The sequence below is a fragment of the Brevundimonas sp. DW-iso22 genome, assembly GCF_058725425.1.
In genome coordinates, this window is record NZ_JBZXEB010000009.1 from 1 (window position 1) to 17,092 (window position 17,092).

15 protein-coding genes and 1 tRNA gene are annotated in these 17,092 nt (G+C 65.4%); 9 read left to right on the plus strand and 7 right to left on the minus strand.

The annotated features are described in order from the left end of the window. Positions 1–427 precede the first annotated feature (427 nt). Positions 428–1,327, plus strand: a complete 900-nt coding sequence (locus tag AC4PRM_RS15030) for an SDR family NAD(P)-dependent oxidoreductase (protein ID WP_492040561.1) — start codon at positions 428–430, stop codon at positions 1,325–1,327. A 135-nt stretch (positions 1,328–1,462) separates the two neighbouring features. Beyond that, positions 1,463–2,665 (plus strand): acetyl-CoA C-acyltransferase, encoded by a 1,203-nt coding sequence (locus AC4PRM_RS15035; protein ID WP_492040477.1) that lies wholly within the window; start codon positions 1,463–1,465, stop codon positions 2,663–2,665. Between the two features lie 6 nt (positions 2,666–2,671). On the opposite strand, the gene AC4PRM_RS15040 is transcribed toward AC4PRM_RS15035, so the two are convergent. Further along, positions 2,672–3,397 (minus strand): helix-turn-helix transcriptional regulator, encoded by a 726-nt coding sequence (locus AC4PRM_RS15040; RefSeq protein WP_487921044.1) that lies wholly within the window; start codon positions 3,395–3,397, stop codon positions 2,672–2,674. 171 nt (positions 3,398–3,568) lie between these two features. Here AC4PRM_RS15040 and AC4PRM_RS15045 point away from each other — a divergent pair, with 171 nt between their 5' ends. After that, positions 3,569–4,198, plus strand: a complete 630-nt coding sequence (locus tag AC4PRM_RS15045; RefSeq protein ID WP_487921043.1) for a glutathione S-transferase family protein — start codon at positions 3,569–3,571, stop codon at positions 4,196–4,198. A 54-nt stretch (positions 4,199–4,252) separates the two neighbouring features. On the opposite strand, the gene AC4PRM_RS15050 is transcribed toward AC4PRM_RS15045, so the two are convergent. From AC4PRM_RS15050 to otsB, 3 genes are read right to left on the minus strand one after another with little or no spacing between them, the layout of a single operon-like run. Beyond that, entirely contained in the window at positions 4,253–5,680 is a 1,428-nt protein-coding gene (locus AC4PRM_RS15050; RefSeq protein ID WP_487921042.1) for an alpha,alpha-trehalose-phosphate synthase (UDP-forming), read from the minus strand. A 10-nt stretch (positions 5,681–5,690) separates the two neighbouring features. Then, positions 5,691–7,475: a glycoside hydrolase family 15 protein gene (locus AC4PRM_RS15055; protein WP_487921041.1), complete on the minus strand. Its 1,785-nt coding sequence runs from the start codon at positions 7,473–7,475 to the stop codon at positions 5,691–5,693. Next, positions 7,472–8,260 (minus strand): trehalose-phosphatase, encoded by a 789-nt coding sequence (otsB, locus tag AC4PRM_RS15060; RefSeq protein WP_487921040.1) that lies wholly within the window; start codon positions 8,258–8,260, stop codon positions 7,472–7,474. The genes AC4PRM_RS15055 and otsB overlap by 4 nt, the downstream gene beginning before the upstream one ends. 124 nt (positions 8,261–8,384) lie before the next feature. On the opposite strand from otsB, the gene AC4PRM_RS15065 reads away from it, so the two are divergent. The 4 genes from AC4PRM_RS15065 to AC4PRM_RS15080 all read left to right on the plus strand — a co-directional run bounded on the left by AC4PRM_RS15065 (position 8,385) and on the right by AC4PRM_RS15080 (position 13,362). Beyond that, complete coding sequence (locus AC4PRM_RS15065; RefSeq protein ID WP_492040478.1) at positions 8,385–9,377, plus strand: KpsF/GutQ family sugar-phosphate isomerase; 993 nt, start codon at positions 8,385–8,387, stop codon at positions 9,375–9,377. A 47-nt stretch (positions 9,378–9,424) separates the two neighbouring features. Then, positions 9,425–9,799, plus strand: coding sequence for a VOC family protein (locus AC4PRM_RS15070; RefSeq protein WP_492040479.1), 375 nt, complete (start codon positions 9,425–9,427; stop codon positions 9,797–9,799). Positions 9,800–9,970: 171 nt separating this feature from the next. Then, on the plus strand, positions 9,971–11,176 hold the full coding sequence (locus tag AC4PRM_RS15075) for an acetyl-CoA C-acetyltransferase (protein ID WP_492040480.1): 1,206 nt from the start codon (positions 9,971–9,973) through the stop codon (positions 11,174–11,176). Between the two features lie 11 nt (positions 11,177–11,187). Further along, the gene (locus AC4PRM_RS15080; RefSeq protein ID WP_492040481.1) at positions 11,188–13,362 is read left to right on the plus strand and encodes a 3-hydroxyacyl-CoA dehydrogenase NAD-binding domain-containing protein; all 2,175 of its coding nucleotides are present in this window, start codon (positions 11,188–11,190) and stop codon (positions 13,360–13,362) included. A 13-nt stretch (positions 13,363–13,375) separates the two neighbouring features. Here AC4PRM_RS15080 and AC4PRM_RS15085 read toward each other — a convergent pair whose 3' ends face one another. Next, positions 13,376–13,807 carry a DUF488 domain-containing protein gene (locus AC4PRM_RS15085; protein WP_487921035.1) on the minus strand — a complete coding sequence of 144 codons (432 nt, stop codon included), beginning with the start codon at positions 13,805–13,807 and terminating at the stop codon, positions 13,376–13,378. 193 nt (positions 13,808–14,000) lie between these two features. Here AC4PRM_RS15085 and AC4PRM_RS15090 point away from each other — a divergent pair, with 193 nt between their 5' ends. Then, on the plus strand, positions 14,001–15,656 hold the full coding sequence (locus tag AC4PRM_RS15090) for an amidohydrolase (RefSeq protein WP_492040482.1): 1,656 nt from the start codon (positions 14,001–14,003) through the stop codon (positions 15,654–15,656). 76 nt (positions 15,657–15,732) lie between these two features. Next, a tRNA-Gly gene (locus tag AC4PRM_RS15095) sits at positions 15,733–15,806 on the plus strand. A 46-nt stretch (positions 15,807–15,852) separates the two neighbouring features. Here AC4PRM_RS15095 and AC4PRM_RS15100 read toward each other — a convergent pair. Then, positions 15,853–16,872 (minus strand): tyrosine-type recombinase/integrase, encoded by a 1,020-nt coding sequence (locus tag AC4PRM_RS15100; protein ID WP_492040483.1) that lies wholly within the window; start codon positions 16,870–16,872, stop codon positions 15,853–15,855. Further along, entirely contained in the window at positions 16,865–17,044 is a 180-nt protein-coding gene (locus AC4PRM_RS15105; protein ID WP_492040484.1) for a hypothetical protein, read from the minus strand. Before AC4PRM_RS15105 ends, AC4PRM_RS15100 begins: the two co-directional genes overlap by 8 nt. Positions 17,045–17,092: the final 48 nt, after the last annotated feature.

Sequence of the window (17,092 nt, forward strand, 5' to 3'; positions counted from 1 at the left end):
AACCGGCGTCGATCGCACCGTACCAGCCGTTCGGCTCTGCCGAGGCCGTTCCGGCGGTGAACAGGCTCGCCAAGGCGACGCCAGCAAGAAGTTTCAGCTTCATGATAGTCCTCATACTCGTGATTGTCGGATGTCCACGTCTTTACACGTGACACTCGCAGGCCGAACGACAATGTGTCGCTCCGGTTCCGCGTTCCCGCCAGCAATGCGGCAACTGTGGCGCCATTTCAACATAATTACCTTGATTAACCAGTTTATTGGCCGAGCAAAGGTGCAGGAACGCAGAATTGCGGCATTCGGGCACATTGCTCACATCGATCAGCTCTGAACGGGCCGCATGGATAAGTCCTTTAACGCAAGCCTGTTTTCTTCCCACTGATCCGGCGCTAGGGACAATGGATATCATAGCAGGAGCATGCGCATGGCGATGACATTCGAGGGTCGGGTAGCGATCGTGACCGGAGCAGGCGGCGGACTGGGCCGCGAACACGCCCTGGCCCTGGCCAAACGCGGAGCGAAGGTCGTGGTCAACGACCTGGGCGGCGCACGCGATGGTTCCGGCGGTTCAGCCACAGCTGCCGAAGCCGTGGTCGCCGAGATCGTGGCGGCGGGTGGCGAGGCCATGGCCAATGCCGCCTCTGTCACCGACGCGGCGGCGGTCCAGTCCATGGTCGATGAGGTCATGGCCAAATGGGGTCGGGTCGACATTCTGGTCAACAATGCCGGCGTCCTGCGCGACAAGACCTTCGCCAAGATGGAGCTGGAAGACTTCCGCTTCGTCGTCGACGTCCATCTGATGGGGGCGGTCAACTGTACCAAGGCGGTGTGGGAGATCATGCGGACGCAAAACTATGGCCGCATCGTCATGACCACCTCGTCCTCGGGCCTGTACGGCAATTTCGGCCAGTCGAACTATGGCGCGGCCAAGATGGCGCTGGTCGGTTTCATGCAGACCTTGTCGATCGAGGGGGCCAAGAACGACATCCGGGTCAACTGCCTGGCCCCGACAGCCCATACCCGCATGACCGAGGATCTGGGCGCGGCCCTGCCGCTGGAGAAGCTGGGTCCGGATCGGGTCACGCCGGGCCTGCTGTATCTGGTCAGCGAGGACGCGCCCAGCCGCTGCATCCTGGCTGCGGGTGCCGGCGGGTTCGAGCGCGCCTATGTCACCCTGACCCAAGGAGCCTTCATCGACGGCGAGGACGCGCCTGAACAGGTCGCGGCCCGCTTCGCCGAGATCTCGGACCGCGCGGGAGAGATCGTGCCCGACATGGGCGCGGCCCAGGGGATGATCGAACTGTCCAAGGCCCAGAAGGCGCACAGCTGACATTGAGGCCTATCGGCTGAGGCACTTGCCTTGACCCGACGGCAAGCGCTTACAGTCTCGGTGAGGAAACCCGCGCTCAAGCAGCGAAGGACCGCGTCCTGAGCGATAGCGCCCCACAAAGAAGGAGCATCCCCGATGCGTGAAGCCGTCATCGTCTCGACCGCCCGGACCCCCATCGGTCGCGCCTATCGCGGGGCGTTCAACGACACCCAGGCCCAGCAACTCGGCGCCCATGCGGTCAAGCATGCCGTTCAGCGCGCGGGCGTCGATCCGGCCGAGATCGAGGACGTCGTCATGGGCGCAGCCCTGCAGCAGGGCTCGACCGGTACCAATGTGGCGCGCCAGGTGGCCCTGGCCGCCGGCCTGCCGGTCACGGTGCCCGGCATGAGCCTGGATCGTCAGTGCGCCTCGGGCCTTATGGGCATCGCTACGGCGGCCAAACAGGTCATCTTCGACCATCAGAAGATGGCGGTCGGCGGCGGGCTGGAAAGCATCTCCCTGGTCCAGAACCAGCATATGAACCTGTACCGGATGAAGGACGAGGCGCTGCTGAAGCAGGCCCCGCACATATATATGTCGATGCTGGAGACGGCCGAGGTGGTGTCGCGCCGCTACGGCATCTCGCGCGATCGCCAGGACGAATACGCGCTCCAATCCCAGCAACGCACGGCCCAGGCCCAGGCCGAAGGTCGGCTGGATGCCGAGATCGTGCCGATGACCACCACCATGCAGGTGGTGGACAAGGCCACGGGCCAGGCCTCGGCCAAGCAAGTCACCCTGTCCAAGGACGAGGGCAACCGCGCCGACACAACGCTGGAAGGCCTGAAGTCGCTCAAGCCTGTCTTCGGCGGCGGCGAGGAAATCCAGCAGGGCGAGTTCATCACCGCCGGCAATGCGTCCCAGCTGTCCGACGGGGCCTCGGCCTGCGTCATCATGGAGGCGGGCGAGGCGGTGAAACGCAGCCTGCAACCGCTCGGGGCCTATCGGGGCATGGCCGTGGCCGGGTGCGAGCCGGACGAAATGGGCATCGGGCCGGTCTATGCAGTGCCGATCCTGCTGCGCCGCCACGGCCTGACCATCGACGACATCGGCATCTGGGAGCTGAACGAGGCCTTCGCCTCGCAGGTGCTTTACTGCGCCGACACCCTTGGCATTCCGATGGACCGCCTGAACGTCTCGGGCGGGGCCATCTCCATCGGCCACCCCTATGGCATGTCGGGGGCCCGCATGACCGGCCACGTCCTGATCGAGGGCAAGCGTCGCGGGGCCAAATACGGTGTCGTCACCATGTGCATCGGCGGCGGCATGGGCGCGGCGGGCCTGTTCGAGATTTATTGACCCGGTTCAGGCGCAGGGCTCGCTGTTGCCCTGCGCCGCCCACTTCGCCCGCTCGGCCTCCATCAGCTTGAACCAGCGCGCACGCAAGTTGGCCGGTCGGCCCGGATAGCGGTCGTCCAGATAGTCGGCCTCGACCACCCGATCGGTGCGGAAGGTGCGGAAATCGTCGCGCGTCTCGCACCAGCCGACCAGAAGCCGGGTCGTCTCTCGATAGCCGACCAGGCAGGGCCAGATGATCCGCTGCGTCTCGCGCCCCTGTTCGTCTGCATAGTGAAGCCGCAGTTTGCGGCCGGCGTGAATGGCGGCGCGGACGCGGGCCATGTCCAGGGTCTCGACCGCATGCTGCCAGGCGGGCGGTGTCGACACCGCCGGCTCCATCACCACGGGGCGCAGGCTCTCGGGCACTGTTGCCGCGATCTTGGCAATCAGGTCGCGCGCTGCCCGCGCCAGCCCCGGATCGCCACGCCCGGCCACCCACTGCGCCCCCAGCACCGCCGCCTCGACTTCGTCCGAGGTCAGCATCAGCGGCGGCATGTCGAAGCCGCCGTCCAGCACATAGCCGATGCCCGCCTCGCCCCGGATCGGCACGCGCTGCGCCATCAGGGTAGCGATGTCGCGATAGATGGAGCGTTTGGAGGTCTCGAGCTCTGCCGCCATGGCGTCGGCCGTCACCGGTCTGGAAGACCGGCGCAGCACTTGGATGATCTGGAACAGTCGGTCGGCGCGTCTCATCTTTTGTGGCGCTATCGCAAACGACGCGGTCGTTTGCTGCTTGAGCGCGGGCTCCTTCTTCGATGACCAAGTCATGATGCCGCATCACTGCTGACAGCATGCTGGCAGCAGAGTGGCAGTAGTTCAAGAACGTCGGCGGCGAGGGGCCGCCCGTCCTTGGGAGATATCAAGATGATCACACTGTTCCACGCCCCGCAGTCGCGCTCGTCGCGCATGGTCTGGTTGATTGAGGAACTCGGCATCGACTGCGAGGTTCGGTACTGCCAGATCGCAGTGCGCAACGGCCAGGCTGTCGGCGAGGCCGATCCGGCCAATCCGCACCCCGACGGCAAGGTGCCGGCCCTTCTGCATGAGGGTGCCCTGATTACGGAATCGGCGGCGATCGCGCTGTATCTGGCCGACCTGTTTCCCGAGGCCGATCTGGGTGCCTCAGTGGGCACAGCCGAACGCGGACCGCTGCTGACCTGGATCTGCTGGGCGGTGGGCGAGCTGGAGCCGGCGATCTGGTCCAAGATGACGGGCGAGGCGGATCGCGATCCCCTGGCCAAGGCGCGTTATCAGGCGGCCGTGGATCGGCTGTTGGAGGCCCTGTGGGTCGGGCCTTACCTGATGGGTGAGCGGTTCACGGCGGCGGACGTCATGGTCGGCTCCAGCCTGGCCTGGGCGCGTTCGTTTCTGCCGGAAAGCCCGCTGCTTGATGCCTATGCCGATCGGCTGGCCCGGCGTCCCGCCCGCATCCGGGCGGATGCCAAGGACTCGGACAAGGGTATGTCCCAAACAGACGAGGTTCAGGCCGCGTAAATATCCCTCCTCCGCTCATCCCGGCTTTCGCTCGGGATGAGCCGAAGGCGATGATCAGGCGGCGTGAGCGGGGACGGTATCGCCGTCTCCGTCCGCAGGCTTCTCGATGGCGCGCAGGGTGGAGACGAAGTCATCGCGCCAGATCCCGACGTCGGTGTCCCGCACCACCTGCATCAGCGTCTGCCACTTCCGCTTGCGCTCTTCCAGCGGCATGGTCAGGGCGCGCTTGATGGCGTCGGCGACCTCCTCACGGCTGAAGGGATTGACCAGCAGGGCCTCGCCCATCTGCTCGGCCGCGCCGGCGAAACGCGACAGCACCAGTACGCCCGGATCATCCGGATCCTGGGCTGCGATATATTCCTTGGCCACCAGATTCATCCCGTCGCGCAGCGGTGTCACGAGCCCGACCCTGGCCGCGCGATAGATTCCCGCCAGCTGGTCCCGGCGATAGGTGCGATTGATGTACCTGATAGGCTGCCAGTCCATGTCGGCAAAGGCCCCGTTTACGCGCCCGGCCAGGGAGTCCAGGCGCCCGCGAATGTCCTGGTAGGTGTCGACATCGTCACGGCTGATCGGCGTGACCTGCAGCAGGAAAACCTTGCCGCGCATGTCGGCATTGTCCTGCAGGAACTGCTCATAACCCAGCAGTCGCTCTTCCAGCCCCTTCGAATAGTCCAACCGATCAACACCCACGATCATGGAGCGAAAGGCCGAGGACGCCGCCATCCGGTCGTAGGTGCGGCGTCCGAATACGGAGTTTCGCGCGTCGAGAAAGCCGTCAACATCGATTCCGATGGGGAAGACGCCGGTCTGTACGGTCTTGCCGAAGGCCTCCAGCGCGTCGTTGGGCAGAAGTTTGCCGTCCACGCTGGGTTCGGACGCCACATAGTCGCGGAACAGATCCAGCCATTCGCGGGTGTGAAAGCCGATCAGGTCATAGTCGAACATCGACTCCACCAGCCGGCGATGGTGCGGCAGGGTGACCAGCAGCTGGCGCACGGGCCAGGGCGTGTGGAGGAAGAAGCCGATCCGGTTCTTGATCCCCAGGCGGCGCAGATCCCGCGCCATCGGGATCATGTGATAGTCGTGAATCCAGATGATATCGTCCGGCTGGATCAGCGGGGCCAGAACCTCGGCGAAGCGCGCATTGGTGCGCTCATAGCCCTCGCCATAGGTGCGCTCATAGGCGGTCAGATCGACCCGGTGATGGAACAGGGGCCACAGCGTCTTGTTGGCGTAGCCGTTGTAGTATTCGTCGACGTCCTGGGCCTCCAGGTCGACCAAGGCGACGGTGACACCGGCGCGATCCTCGATCTTGGCCTCGCCGGTGAACGTCTCGACGGTGTCTCCGGACCAGCCGAACCACAGTCCGTCATAGGTCTTCAAAGCGGCGGACAGCGCCATGGCCAAGCCGCCCGCGGATCCGGCGGAAGGGTCTTTGGGGGCAGAAACGCGGTTGGAAACGACGATCAGGCGGCTCATGGACACAGGCTCATCGCGCGTCCGTCCAGGATCGGCTGAGCAGGACCGCGCAGTTGATGATGCCAACCAGCGAATAGGTCTGCGGATAGTTCCCCCACAGCTCGTTGTCTCCCAGCGAGATGTCTTCGCTGAGCAGGCCCGCATGGGTCCTGCGGCTCAGCATCTGTTCGAAAATCTCGCGCGCCTCCTCGATCCGCCCGTTCTGATGCAGGGCCTCGATGAACCAGAAGGTGCAGAAGTTGAAGGCCGTCTCCGGCTCGCCGAAGTCGTCCGGCTCGACGTAACGGAACAGATAGGGACCCTTCTTCAGATCGCGCTCGATGGCTTCGAACGTCTTGACCTGGCGAGGGTCCATCGGATCGATGAAGCCCAGGTCGGTCATCTGAAGCAAGGAAGCGTCCAGTTCGCGATTGCCGAAGCTGGCGGCGAAACGGCCTTCGTCCGGCAGATAGGTCTCGGCCTCGATGCGGGCATGGATGATGTCGGCCCGATCCCGCCAGAAGACCGCACGATCCTTCAGGCCAAGATGATCCGCCGCCTTTGACAGGCGGTCGCAGGCGGCCCAGCACATGACCGAGGAATAGGTGTGCACCCGCGCGATGGTGCGGAACTCCCACAGGCCGGCATCGACCTGATCGTGCATGGCGAAGGCGCGGTCCCCGACCTTCTCCAGGGCGTGGAAATCGGCAACGGTGCCGGGACGCAGCAGCCGCTGGTCGTAGAAGCTCTGCACCAGTGGCAGGACGATCTGGCCATAGACGTCATGCTGCAGATGCTCTCGAGCCTGATTGCCGACACGCACCGGCTTCATGCCGCGGTAGCCTGCGACCGTCTCGGTGATCCGCTCGTCGATGTCTTCTTCCAGACCGACGCCATAGACGGGCTGCACATGGCCGCCCGCCGACTGATCGACCAGATTCCTCAGATAGGCGAGATAGTTCTCCAGGATGTCGACCGCACCCAGCCGGTTCAGGGCCCGCACCGTATAATAGGCGTCGCGGATCCAGCAGTAGCGATAGTCCCAGTTGCGCCCGCTCTCGGGAAACTCGGGCACCGAGGTCGTCATGGCGGCGACGATGGCCCCCGTCTCTTCATAGGCGCACAGTTTCAGGGTGATGGCGGCACGGATCACCGCCTCCTGCCAGTCCAGCGGCAGGTACAGGGTCCGAACCCAATCCTGCCAATAGGCCACGGTGCGATCCAGCGCCGCCGCGACGCCCGGCCCGACTTCCTGGTCGTAGCCCTCGTCCGGCCCCAGGAAGAAGGCATGCGGCCTCTCCAGCCGGAAGGTCCGCTCGTTCAGAATATGCGAGACCGGACAGTCGGTGGTCAGGCGGAAGGTCACGTCGGTGCAGATGTAGCGGATGTGGTTCGACCCATGTGTCGTCTCCGCCGCCCTCGCGCCCCAGTCGGCCGAGGGGCGCAGCCGCACGGTGATGCGGGGCGAGCCTTCCAGCGGGCGTACGATCCGGCCAAATGCCAACGGCCGGTAGGTTCGGCTGTGCTTCATGTGCCGCGGGGCGAAGTCTATAATTTCCAGGGAAGCCCCGTCTGCCGACGTCAGCACCGTGCGCAGGACCGGGGTGTTGCGGACATAGGCCTGTTCCACCGACACCTGATCTTCCAGCCGGATGTCCCAGAAACCGTGGTCCGGATCCGTGCCATTCATGAGAGCCGAGAACACCGGATCGCCGTCCACGCGGGGCGCACAGGCCCAGATGAAACGCCCCTCACGATCGATCAGGGCGCTGATCGAACAGTTGCCGATGGGGGCAAGGTCCAGGTTGGGGGTCATGCGATCTCCTCGATCCGGTCCAGCCAGTCCAGCACGGCGTCTACATCGGGCAGGCTGAAGCGGGCCGCCGTCTCACGCGGAGGGCCGACCAGAACGCCGAACCCCCCGAGGGCTTCTGCGGCGCGAAAGCCATATTCGTCGGTCAGGTCGTCGCCCAGCATGACCGGTACGGCCCCCTTGAAGGGAGCCTCGTTCATGAAGGCCGTCAGGGCGGTACCCTTGTCCGCGCCGGGCGTCTTCAGTTCAACCACCAGATTACCAGGTTGCAGGCTCAGCCCCGTCTCCTCGGCCAGTCGCCCGGCCAGGGCCTCGGCTGCGGCGGCGTGGGTGGGTGCGCCCCGGAAATGCAGGCCGGCGGCGACGGTCTTGTCCTCGACGATCATCCCGGGCCGCGTGCGGGCAAAGTCGTCGAAGGCTTCCACGGCCTCGCGCACAGCCGCGTCCGGTCTGGAGCGGAGCATCTCCCCATCGGCCCTGCGGCGTTCCAGACCGTGCACTCCTGAGGCCGAAGTCACGGCCTCGTCGGCGATGCGGTCAATCTCCTTGATCGTCCGCCCGCTCAGGATAGCAACCCGACCGTTCAGCCGCTTCTCCAATGACGTCAGGCTCGCGGTGCGGCGAGGGTCAGCAACGACGTCGTCAGGCGTGGGGGCCAACGGAGCAAGTACACCATCCATGTCCAGAAACAGGGCGGGACGTTGAAGTCGTAGGGGTGGAGGCGGCAATTTCGCGGGGGTGTCGGCGCGCGCTGTCGCGGCACCCTGGGTCGTCTCTAGCGTCACCATGGGCCTCCTAACGCATCAACCGCTCTGGGTTTCCCGCAAGCGTCACCTTTTCTTCGCAGGCGCAGCATGCACGGGCCAGGGCTCAACATTGTGAAACCGGCGGGGATGGGTCAAATCCCTGTCCATGAGCACGCTCGAGCCCCTCTCCGCCGATCCCGCCGCCATGGTCGCCCGTGCGCGGGAGGTCATCGCCCTGAACATCTCCGCCCTCCAGCAACTGGAGGCGGCGATCGACGACAGCCTGGCCCGGGCGGTCGAGATCATCCTGTCGCGCCCCGGCTATCTTGTCGTCACCGGCATGGGCAAGTCGGGCCATATCGGGGGCAAGATCGCCGCGACCCTGGCATCGACCGGCACCAACGCCTTCTTCGTCCATCCGGCGGAGATGAGCCACGGCGATCTGGGCATGCTGCGCAAGGATGTGACCCTGCTTGCCATCTCCAACTCGGGCGAGAGCCGAGAGCTGCGCGATCCGCTGATCTACTGCCAACGCGAAGGCATTCCGGTCATCGGCATCACCCAGCGGCCGAACAGCTTTCTGGCCCGTATGTCCGCCGTCTGCCTGACCCTACCCAATGCACCCGAGGCGCATCCAGACGGCCTTGCGCCGACCACCTCAACCCTGATGACCCTTGCCATGGGTGATGCCCTGGCCATGGTCCTGACCGAGCGGCGTGGCTTCACCGCCGAGGATTTCGGCCTGCACCATCCCGGCGGCAAGCTGGGCATGAGCCTGCAGAGCGTGCGCGACTGGATGGGCGACCGGCCGCCTGCACCAGCCACAGTCTCGATGAATGCCAGTTTCGCCGATGTCGTCTCGGCCATTACCGTAGGTCGCAAGGGCGCGGCCGCCGTGGTCAATGACGACGGCACCCTGGCGGGGATCGTGACAGACGGCGACGTGCGCCGGGCCTTTGCGCGGGGCGATCTGAGCGGCCTGACCGCCGCAGACGTCATGAGCCCCCGCCCCAAGGTCATCGACCCCAGCGCCCGCATGAGCGATGCCATCGACTTGATGACCCAGAACAAGATCGCCACTCTGCTAATCGTCGAGGACGACCGCCCGGTCGCCATCGTCCATATCGCGGAACTGATGCAGGCGGGCTACGTCGGCTGACACCTTCGGGCCGATCCTGCGTTTGGATCGGCAAGGAGGCTTCATCCATGATCGACCATGTCGCATTCGACGTCGCCGACATCGCGCGTTCCCGCGCGTTCTATGCCGCCGCTCTCGCGCCGCTCGGCTATCGCATCCTGGCCGAGGAGAGGGACGGCGACGCTTCCGTCGTGCTGTTCGGTATCGAAGAGCCGGACTTTGTGATCGCCGACAAGGACCGGCCCGCCCAAGCCAACCACATCGCCTTTCGCGCAGAAAGCCGCCTGCAGGTCGAGGCTTTCCATCAGGCCGCATTGATGGCGGGTGGTATCGACCACGGTGGCCCCGGCCTTCGCGCGCAGTACAGCCCCAACTACTATGCCGCCTTCGTCCTCGACCCCGACGGCTTCAACGTCGAGGCTGTGTGCCATCGGCCCGCATAGCCTGTGATGGCCAATATCTTCACCGGAAAATGGGCTTGAATCGGGCTTCTAACTTGACGTTGACGTAAACGTAGGGCTTTTGTCCCAGCGCGTTTCAATTGCAGACGTCCCTCAAGCAGCGTGGCGCCGCGCGCCAAGCGATAGGGACCCAAAAAAGAGAGACACCTCTCCATGACCGAAGCCTATATTTACGACGCCGTCCGCACCCCGCGCGGCAAGGGCAAGAAGGACGGGTCTCTGCACGAGATCACCGCCCTGTCGCTGGCCACCCAGGTGCTGGAGGCCCTGCGTGATCGCAACGGGCTGGACACCTCGAAAGTCGACGACGTCATCCTCGGCTGCGTCTCGCCGGTGGGCGAGCAGGGCTCGGACATCGCCCGCACCGCCGTGCTGAACGCCGGCTGGGCCCAGACGGTGGCTGGTGTCCAGATCAACCGCTTCTGCGCCTCGGGCCTGGAAGCCGTGAACATGGCGGCGGCCAAGGTGAAGGCCGGCGAGGCCGACTTCGCCGTCGGCGGCGGCGTCGAGGCCATGAGCCGCGTGCCGATGGGCAGTGACGGCGGGGCCTGGCCGGTCGATCCGTCCAGCGCCTTCTCCACCTATTTTGTACCTCAGGGCGTCTCGGCCGACATGATCGCGTCCAAGTACGGCCTCTCGCGCGACGACGTGGATGCCTATTCGGTCGAGAGCCACAAGCGTTCGGCCCGCAGCTGGGCCGAGGGCCGGTTCTCGAAGTCGGTGGTGCCGGTGCGCGACCAGCTGGGTCTGGTCCGTCTGGACCGCGACGAGACCATCCGCCCCAATACCGACATGCAGACCCTCGGTGCGCTGAATCCGTCGTTCGCCGCCATGGGCGAAATGGCCTTCGACGCCGTGATCAATCAGCGCTACCCCGAGGTCGAGCGCGTCAACCATGTCCACACGCCCGGCAACTCGTCCGGCATCGTCGATGGTTCGGCTGGCGTCCTGATCGGTTCTCTGGAAGCAGGCAAGGCCCTGGGCCTCAAGCCCCGCGCCCGCATCGTCGGGGCCGCCTCGATCGGGTCCGAGCCCTCCATCATGCTGACCGGCCCCGAGTTCGTGACGAAGAAGCTGCTGGGCAAGCTGGGCATGACCACCGCCGACATCGACGTGTGGGAGCTGAACGAGGCCTTCGCCGCCGTGGTCCTGCGCTACATGCAGGCGCTGGATATCCCGCACGACAAGATCAATGTGAACGGCGGCGGCATCTCCATGGGCCACCCGCTGGGGGCCACGGGCGCCATGATCACCGGCATCGCCCTGGACGAGCTGGAGCGGTCCGACAAGTCGACCGCCCTGATCACCCTGTGCATCGGCGGCGGCATGGGCACCGCCACCGTCATCGAACGCGTCTGAGGATCACAACCATGGAAAACTTCAAGATCGACGTCGACGCCGACGGCATCGCCCTGATCACCTTCGACGTCCCCGGGCGGTCGATGAACACCCTGACCTCGGGCGTGATGAAGGAAATCCCGGAGTGGGTCGAGCGGGTCAAGACCGACGACGCCATCAAGGGCGTGGTCCTGACCTCGGGCAAGGCCTCCGGTTTCTGCGCTGGGGCCGACCTGGGCGACATGGCCGGCGGCATGCTGGCCGGCGGCTCTCTGCAAGAAGCCTATGACGCCGGGTGGAAGCTGAATGGGGCCCTGCGCGCGCTTGAGACCTGCGGCAAGCCGGTGGCCGCGGCCATCAACGGCCTGGCTTTGGGCGGCGGTCTGGAACTGACCCTGGCCTGTCATTACCGCGTCGTCGGCGACAGCCCCAAGATTCAGCTCGGCCTGCCCGAGATCAAGGTCGGCCTGTTCCCCGGCGGCGGCGGCACCCAGCGCCTGCCGCGCCTGATCGGCGTCCAGGCGGCGATGATGGCCATGACCGAAGGCAAGTCCTTCCGCCCCAACGACGCCAAGGGCGCGGGCTTCATCCATGAGGTCGTCCCCGTCGGCACCGAGGTCGAGGCCGCCAAGGCCTGGATCAAGGGCGGCGGCAAGGCCGTCCAGCCGTGGGACGACAAGTCCTTCAAACTGCCCGGAGGCGGCCCCTACCACCCCGTCGGCGTCCAGAATTTCATCGTCGGCAATGCGATGATCCGCAAACAGACCTACGGCAACTATCCCGCCGCCACCAACCTGATGAGCGCCGTCTATGAGGGCATGCAGGTGCCGATGGATGCGGCCCTGCGCATCGAGACCCGCTACTTCATCAAGACCCTGATGACGCCCCAGGCCCAGGGCATGATCCGGTCGCTGTTCCTGTCGAAACAGGAGCTGGACAAGGGGGCCGTCCGCCCCGCCGGTGTGCCGAAATCCGATCCGAAGAAGGTCACCGTTCTGGGTGCCGGCATGATGGGCGCGGGCATCGCCTATGTGCAGGCCCTGGCCGGTATCGAAACCATCCTGATTGACCAGACCCAGGACGCCGCCGACAAGGGCAAGGCCCATGTCGAGGAACTGCTGAAGAAGCGCCTGTCGCGCGGTCAGATCGACCAGGCCAAGTATGACGCCCTGCTGGCCTCCGTCACTGCCACCACCGACTATGATCACATCAAGGGCTCGGACCTGGTCATCGAGGCCGTCTTCGAGAACCGCGAGATCAAGGCCGAGGTCACCAAGCGCGCCGAGGCCCAGCTGGAGCCCGGTGCCATCTTCGGCTCCAACACCTCGACCCTGCCGATCACCGGCCTGGCCGAGGCCTCGGTCCGTCCCGAGGACTTCATCGGCATCCACTTCTTCTCGCCCGTCGACAAGATGATGCTGGTCGAAATCATTCTGGGCGAAAAGACTGGCGAGGCGGCCATCGCCAAGTCGCTGGACTACATCCTGAAGATCAAAAAGACCCCGATCGTCGTCAACGACGGTCGCGGCTTCTACACCTCGCGCTGTTTCGCCACCTATGTGGCCGAGGGCCTGGCCATGTTGCAGGAAGGCTATGCCCCCGCCCTGATCGACAACATCGGGCGCATGACCGGCATGCCGCGCGGCCCGCTGGAGATGCACGACGACGTGGCCCTGGACCTGTCGGTCAAGGTCGCCAAACAGACGGCTATCGACCTCGGCGACAAATACGTTCCGCTTCAGGGCGCCGAGATCGTCCGCACCATGGTCGAGGATATGGGCCGCTACGGTCGCAAGAACGGCAAGGGCTTCTACGACTACGACACCAAGCCCAAGACCCTGTGGAAGGGCCTGTCCGACCTGGCTCCGGTGACGATCAACGATTCGACGCCCGAACTGGTCGAGGATCAGAAGCGCCGCCTGCTGTATCGTCAGGCCGTCGAAGTCGCCAAATGCTGGGAAGAGGGCGTCATCGACGACCCGCGCGAAGCCGACGTCGGTGCCATCCTGGCCTGGGGCTTCGCGCCCTGGACCGGCGGCCCGATCACCTACATCGACCAGATCGGCCTGAAGGCCTTCGTCGAACAGGCGGACAAGTACGCCGCCCAGTACGGCGACCGCTTCCAGGTGCCCCAGCTGCTCCGCGACATGGCCGCCAAGGGCGAGACCTTCTACGGCAATTTCGAAGGCAAGAAGGCCGCGGCCTGATTTTGGGGACGGGCTAGAGGTTCACCACCTCGAACCCGTCCTCGCTCGCCAGCCGCTCGGCCAGAACGGCGCGGTGGCAGCCCGCATGGTCGGCCTCGAAACACAGCAGCGCCGTCCGCTTCTCGCCCGCCAGCGCCCGCAACTGCTGGAAGGCCGCTTCCGACGCCGGCTCGCTCATGTGGCCTGCGAAGATGTCGCGCATCTCTCCGATCCGACCCTTCTTCGCCGCCTCGCGCCCGGCCTTGGGCGTGCCCAGCGGGCGCAGGTGCAGATAGTCGATCCCGGCCTCTCGCAGGCTGTTGCCCAGGATTGTCTTGGAGAAGCCCGCCCGGCGCGAGGCCGCTACGGCGCGGACATCCACCAGCACCTCGACACCCGCAGCCTTCAGCCGGTCGATCACGGCGGCCTGCGGCTCGCCCTCATATCCGATGGTGAACAGTTTCATCGCCGTCAGATGGGAAACGTGAGCCCGATCGCCAGCGCGACCGTTTCTGACGCATCCTCGTGGCACAATCCTCTCCTCGGAGGCGTAGGCCGGGCGAAGTGGACTGAGTGGACTCAGTGGACTGTGTTTTTGTCGCCTTGACCTCTTTGCCGTCGTGTCGCACGGCCTTGGCTGCTGTTCAGGAGTCTGCCGCATGATCCGCCGCCTCGTCCTCGCCCTGCTGCTCTCCGGGGCCGCCACCACGGCCCATGCCCAGGACCTGCTGATCCGGGGCGGACCCATCTATACGGGCGTAGAGGCCGCCCCGACCGCCGAGGTGGTTCAGGTCCGCGACGGCCGCATCTACTATGTCGGCTCCTTCGCCGAGGCCCCGACGGGCGACGGCCTGACCCTGATCGACCTCAAGGGCGCGGCCCTGTTTCCCGGCTTCACCGACGGCCACGCCCATCTGGACGGCATCGGCTGGCGCGAGCTGACCCTGAACCTCGAGGGTTCGACCTCGGTCGCCGATGCCATGGCCAAGCTGACCGCCTGGGCCCAGACCCATCCCGATGGCCCCATCGTGGGGCGTGGCTGGATCGAGACGCGCTGGCCGGAAGCCCGCTTCCTGACCGCCGCCGATCTGGATGCCGCCGCACCCGGGCGTGTCGTCCTGCTGGGCCGCGCCGATGGCCATGCGGTGGTCGCCTCGACCGCCGCCCTGACCGCGGCCGGCATCACGGCCTCGACCCAGGCACCTGCCGGGGGTGAAATCCTGAAAAGTCCCGACGGTCAGCCGACCGGCCTGCTGGTCGATGCAGCCGAACAGCTGGTGGCCCAGCTGATGCCTCAGGCCGACCCCGCTGCCCTGCGCGAGGCCTACCGCGCGGGCTTCCGCGTCGAGGCCGAATACGGCTGGACCGGCATCCATTTCATGAGCGCCCCCTGGCGCGACATCCCCCTGCTGGAAGAGATGGCCCAGGCGGGCGAGGCCCCCTTGCGCCTCTACAACAGTGTCACCCCCGACGGTGCGGCCGAGCTGATCGCGGGCGGCCCACGTAGCGTGGCGGACGAGCGAGTCGTGACCCGCGCCATCAAATACTATGCCGATGGGGCTCTGGGTTCGCGCGGCGCGGCCCTGTTCGAACCCTATGCCGACCGGCCCGACACCACCGGCCTGATGCAGATCACAGAGGCCGAGATCGTGCCGCTTTACGAGGCCGCTCTGAAGGGCGGCATCCAGGTCGCCACCCACGCCATCGGCGATCGCGGCAATGCTTCCGTAGCCGACTGGTATGCGCAGGCCCTGGCGGCGGTGCCTGCGTCCGAACGCCCGGACGGCACCGATGTGCGCTGGCGCATCGAACATGCCCAGATCCTGCGTCCCGCCGACTATCAGGACTTCGTCGATCTGCCGATCATCGCTTCCATGCAGCCCAGCCACGCCATCGGCGACCTGCATTTCGCCCCGGCCCGCCTGGGCGACGCCCGTCTCGACGGGGCCTATGCCTGGCACAGTCTGGTCGATCGCGGCGTGATCGTGGTCGGTGGCTCGGATGCCCCGGTCGAGCGCGGCTCACCCCTGATCGAATTCTACGCCGCCGTCGCCCGCCGCGATCTGGAGGGCTTCCAGGGCCCCGACTGGCGTCCCGACGAAGCGGTAGACCGCATGACGGCCCTGAAGATGTTCACCCTCTGGCCGGCCCATGCCAGTTTCCAGGAAGACGACCTGGGCACCATCGAGATCGGCAAGCGCGCCGACCTGACCGCCTTCGACGTCGACCTGATGACCGCCCCCGCCGCCGACATCCCCAAGGGCAAGGCGACGCTGACGGTCGTAGACGGCGTGGTCGTCCATCAGGCCGACTAGAAACGACGACGGGGTGGCACGCGCCGCGCCACCCCGTCTTGAGCTTGGTGCCCTAACCGCCTAAGGCTTCGGCAGCGCGGGCGTGATGTAGTGGTAGCCTGAAAGCTTCCCAAGCTTTTCGTGCGGGTTCGATTCCCGCCGCCCGCTCCAACACTTAGCCAATTTAGGCTCGTGGTTTTGCAGTGAGTTTTGCAAATTACGTTCTCCGTTCGGGCTGATTAAGTCTTTTGATTATGCCTGCGGTGACCGCCTTGCGGCCGACGTACCGGCGGATGATTTTCTCGACGCTGGCTTCGTCCCAAGCCATGATTTCGGCGATGTCCCTGTTCGAGAGGCCCGCGAGGTGAAAGCGGGTGGCGGCTGTTCCACGGAGATCGTGGAAGTGCAGGTCGCGTTCAGGCAGCGCCGCATCGCGAATCTTCTCGAATGAGGAGCCATTGACGCCGGCTTTCCAAGGTCGCCCTAAGGTGTTGGTCAGCACGAGAGGGCTCCGCCTCTCAACCTCTCCTAGGGCTACCTTGAGGTCATCATATAAGGGGACAAAAGCCGCCCTCAGGCCCCGGCTCTTATCGGTAGGGATCTCGATCGCGTCGGGTCCGACATGCGACCAAGACAATCGCTTCAGGTCACCCGCGCGCAGCCCTGTGCAGGCCGCGAGGTTGACGATCCACCACACCTCTGCGGGGGCACACGCCTTGAACGCAGCCAGATCTTCATCGGTCCAGATAATGTCGGCGCGGCTGTTGCTGTATAGCGACTTGATCCCTTCGCATGGGTTGGCGGAGATCTTGTCGAGATCGACCGCATGGGTCAGCACGCGCGACAGGACCTGTATGACATAGTCTGCCTCACGCGGGCGATCAGCCCACTGGTCGCGCCAGCGGCGTATCACGGGCCTGATCTTGTCTGGCCGGTCGAACTGAGCAACGCGCAGGTCGCCAAAATGCTCGACGATCCGATCAAGCCGCCGCGTCCATTCGCGGCGGGTCGACTCAGCTAAGCCTTTAAAAGCCGGGCTCGACCGGTACAAAGATACTAGCGCTCTCATCCGTCCGTCATCCTGCGGACGCCTCGTATCGTGCGCAGCAGCGTAGCCAGATACGAACTCAGGTGAACCGGGCTCACCAGTGAGACGCGGTCCACCGCGCCAAGCGTAGTAATAGACCCGGCCCTTCGCTTTGACCTTGAAGACGCCCTTCAGTGCGACCTCAACCATGGCGCTGCGCCTCGAAGCGACTCAACTCGATGTCCAAATCGTCTTCGGGTACCATCGCGCTTTCTGAGCGGGCCCGAAAGATCAGCCCGGTGGCGGGATCAACGAGCTCAAACGAGCCGATGCCAGCCGCCTTTGCGGCCTTCATCGCTCGTGTCAAATCACGCAGGGTCACACCGCTCACCTCGCGTCCTCACGAGCCAAGCCGACTAGAGGTGTCGTC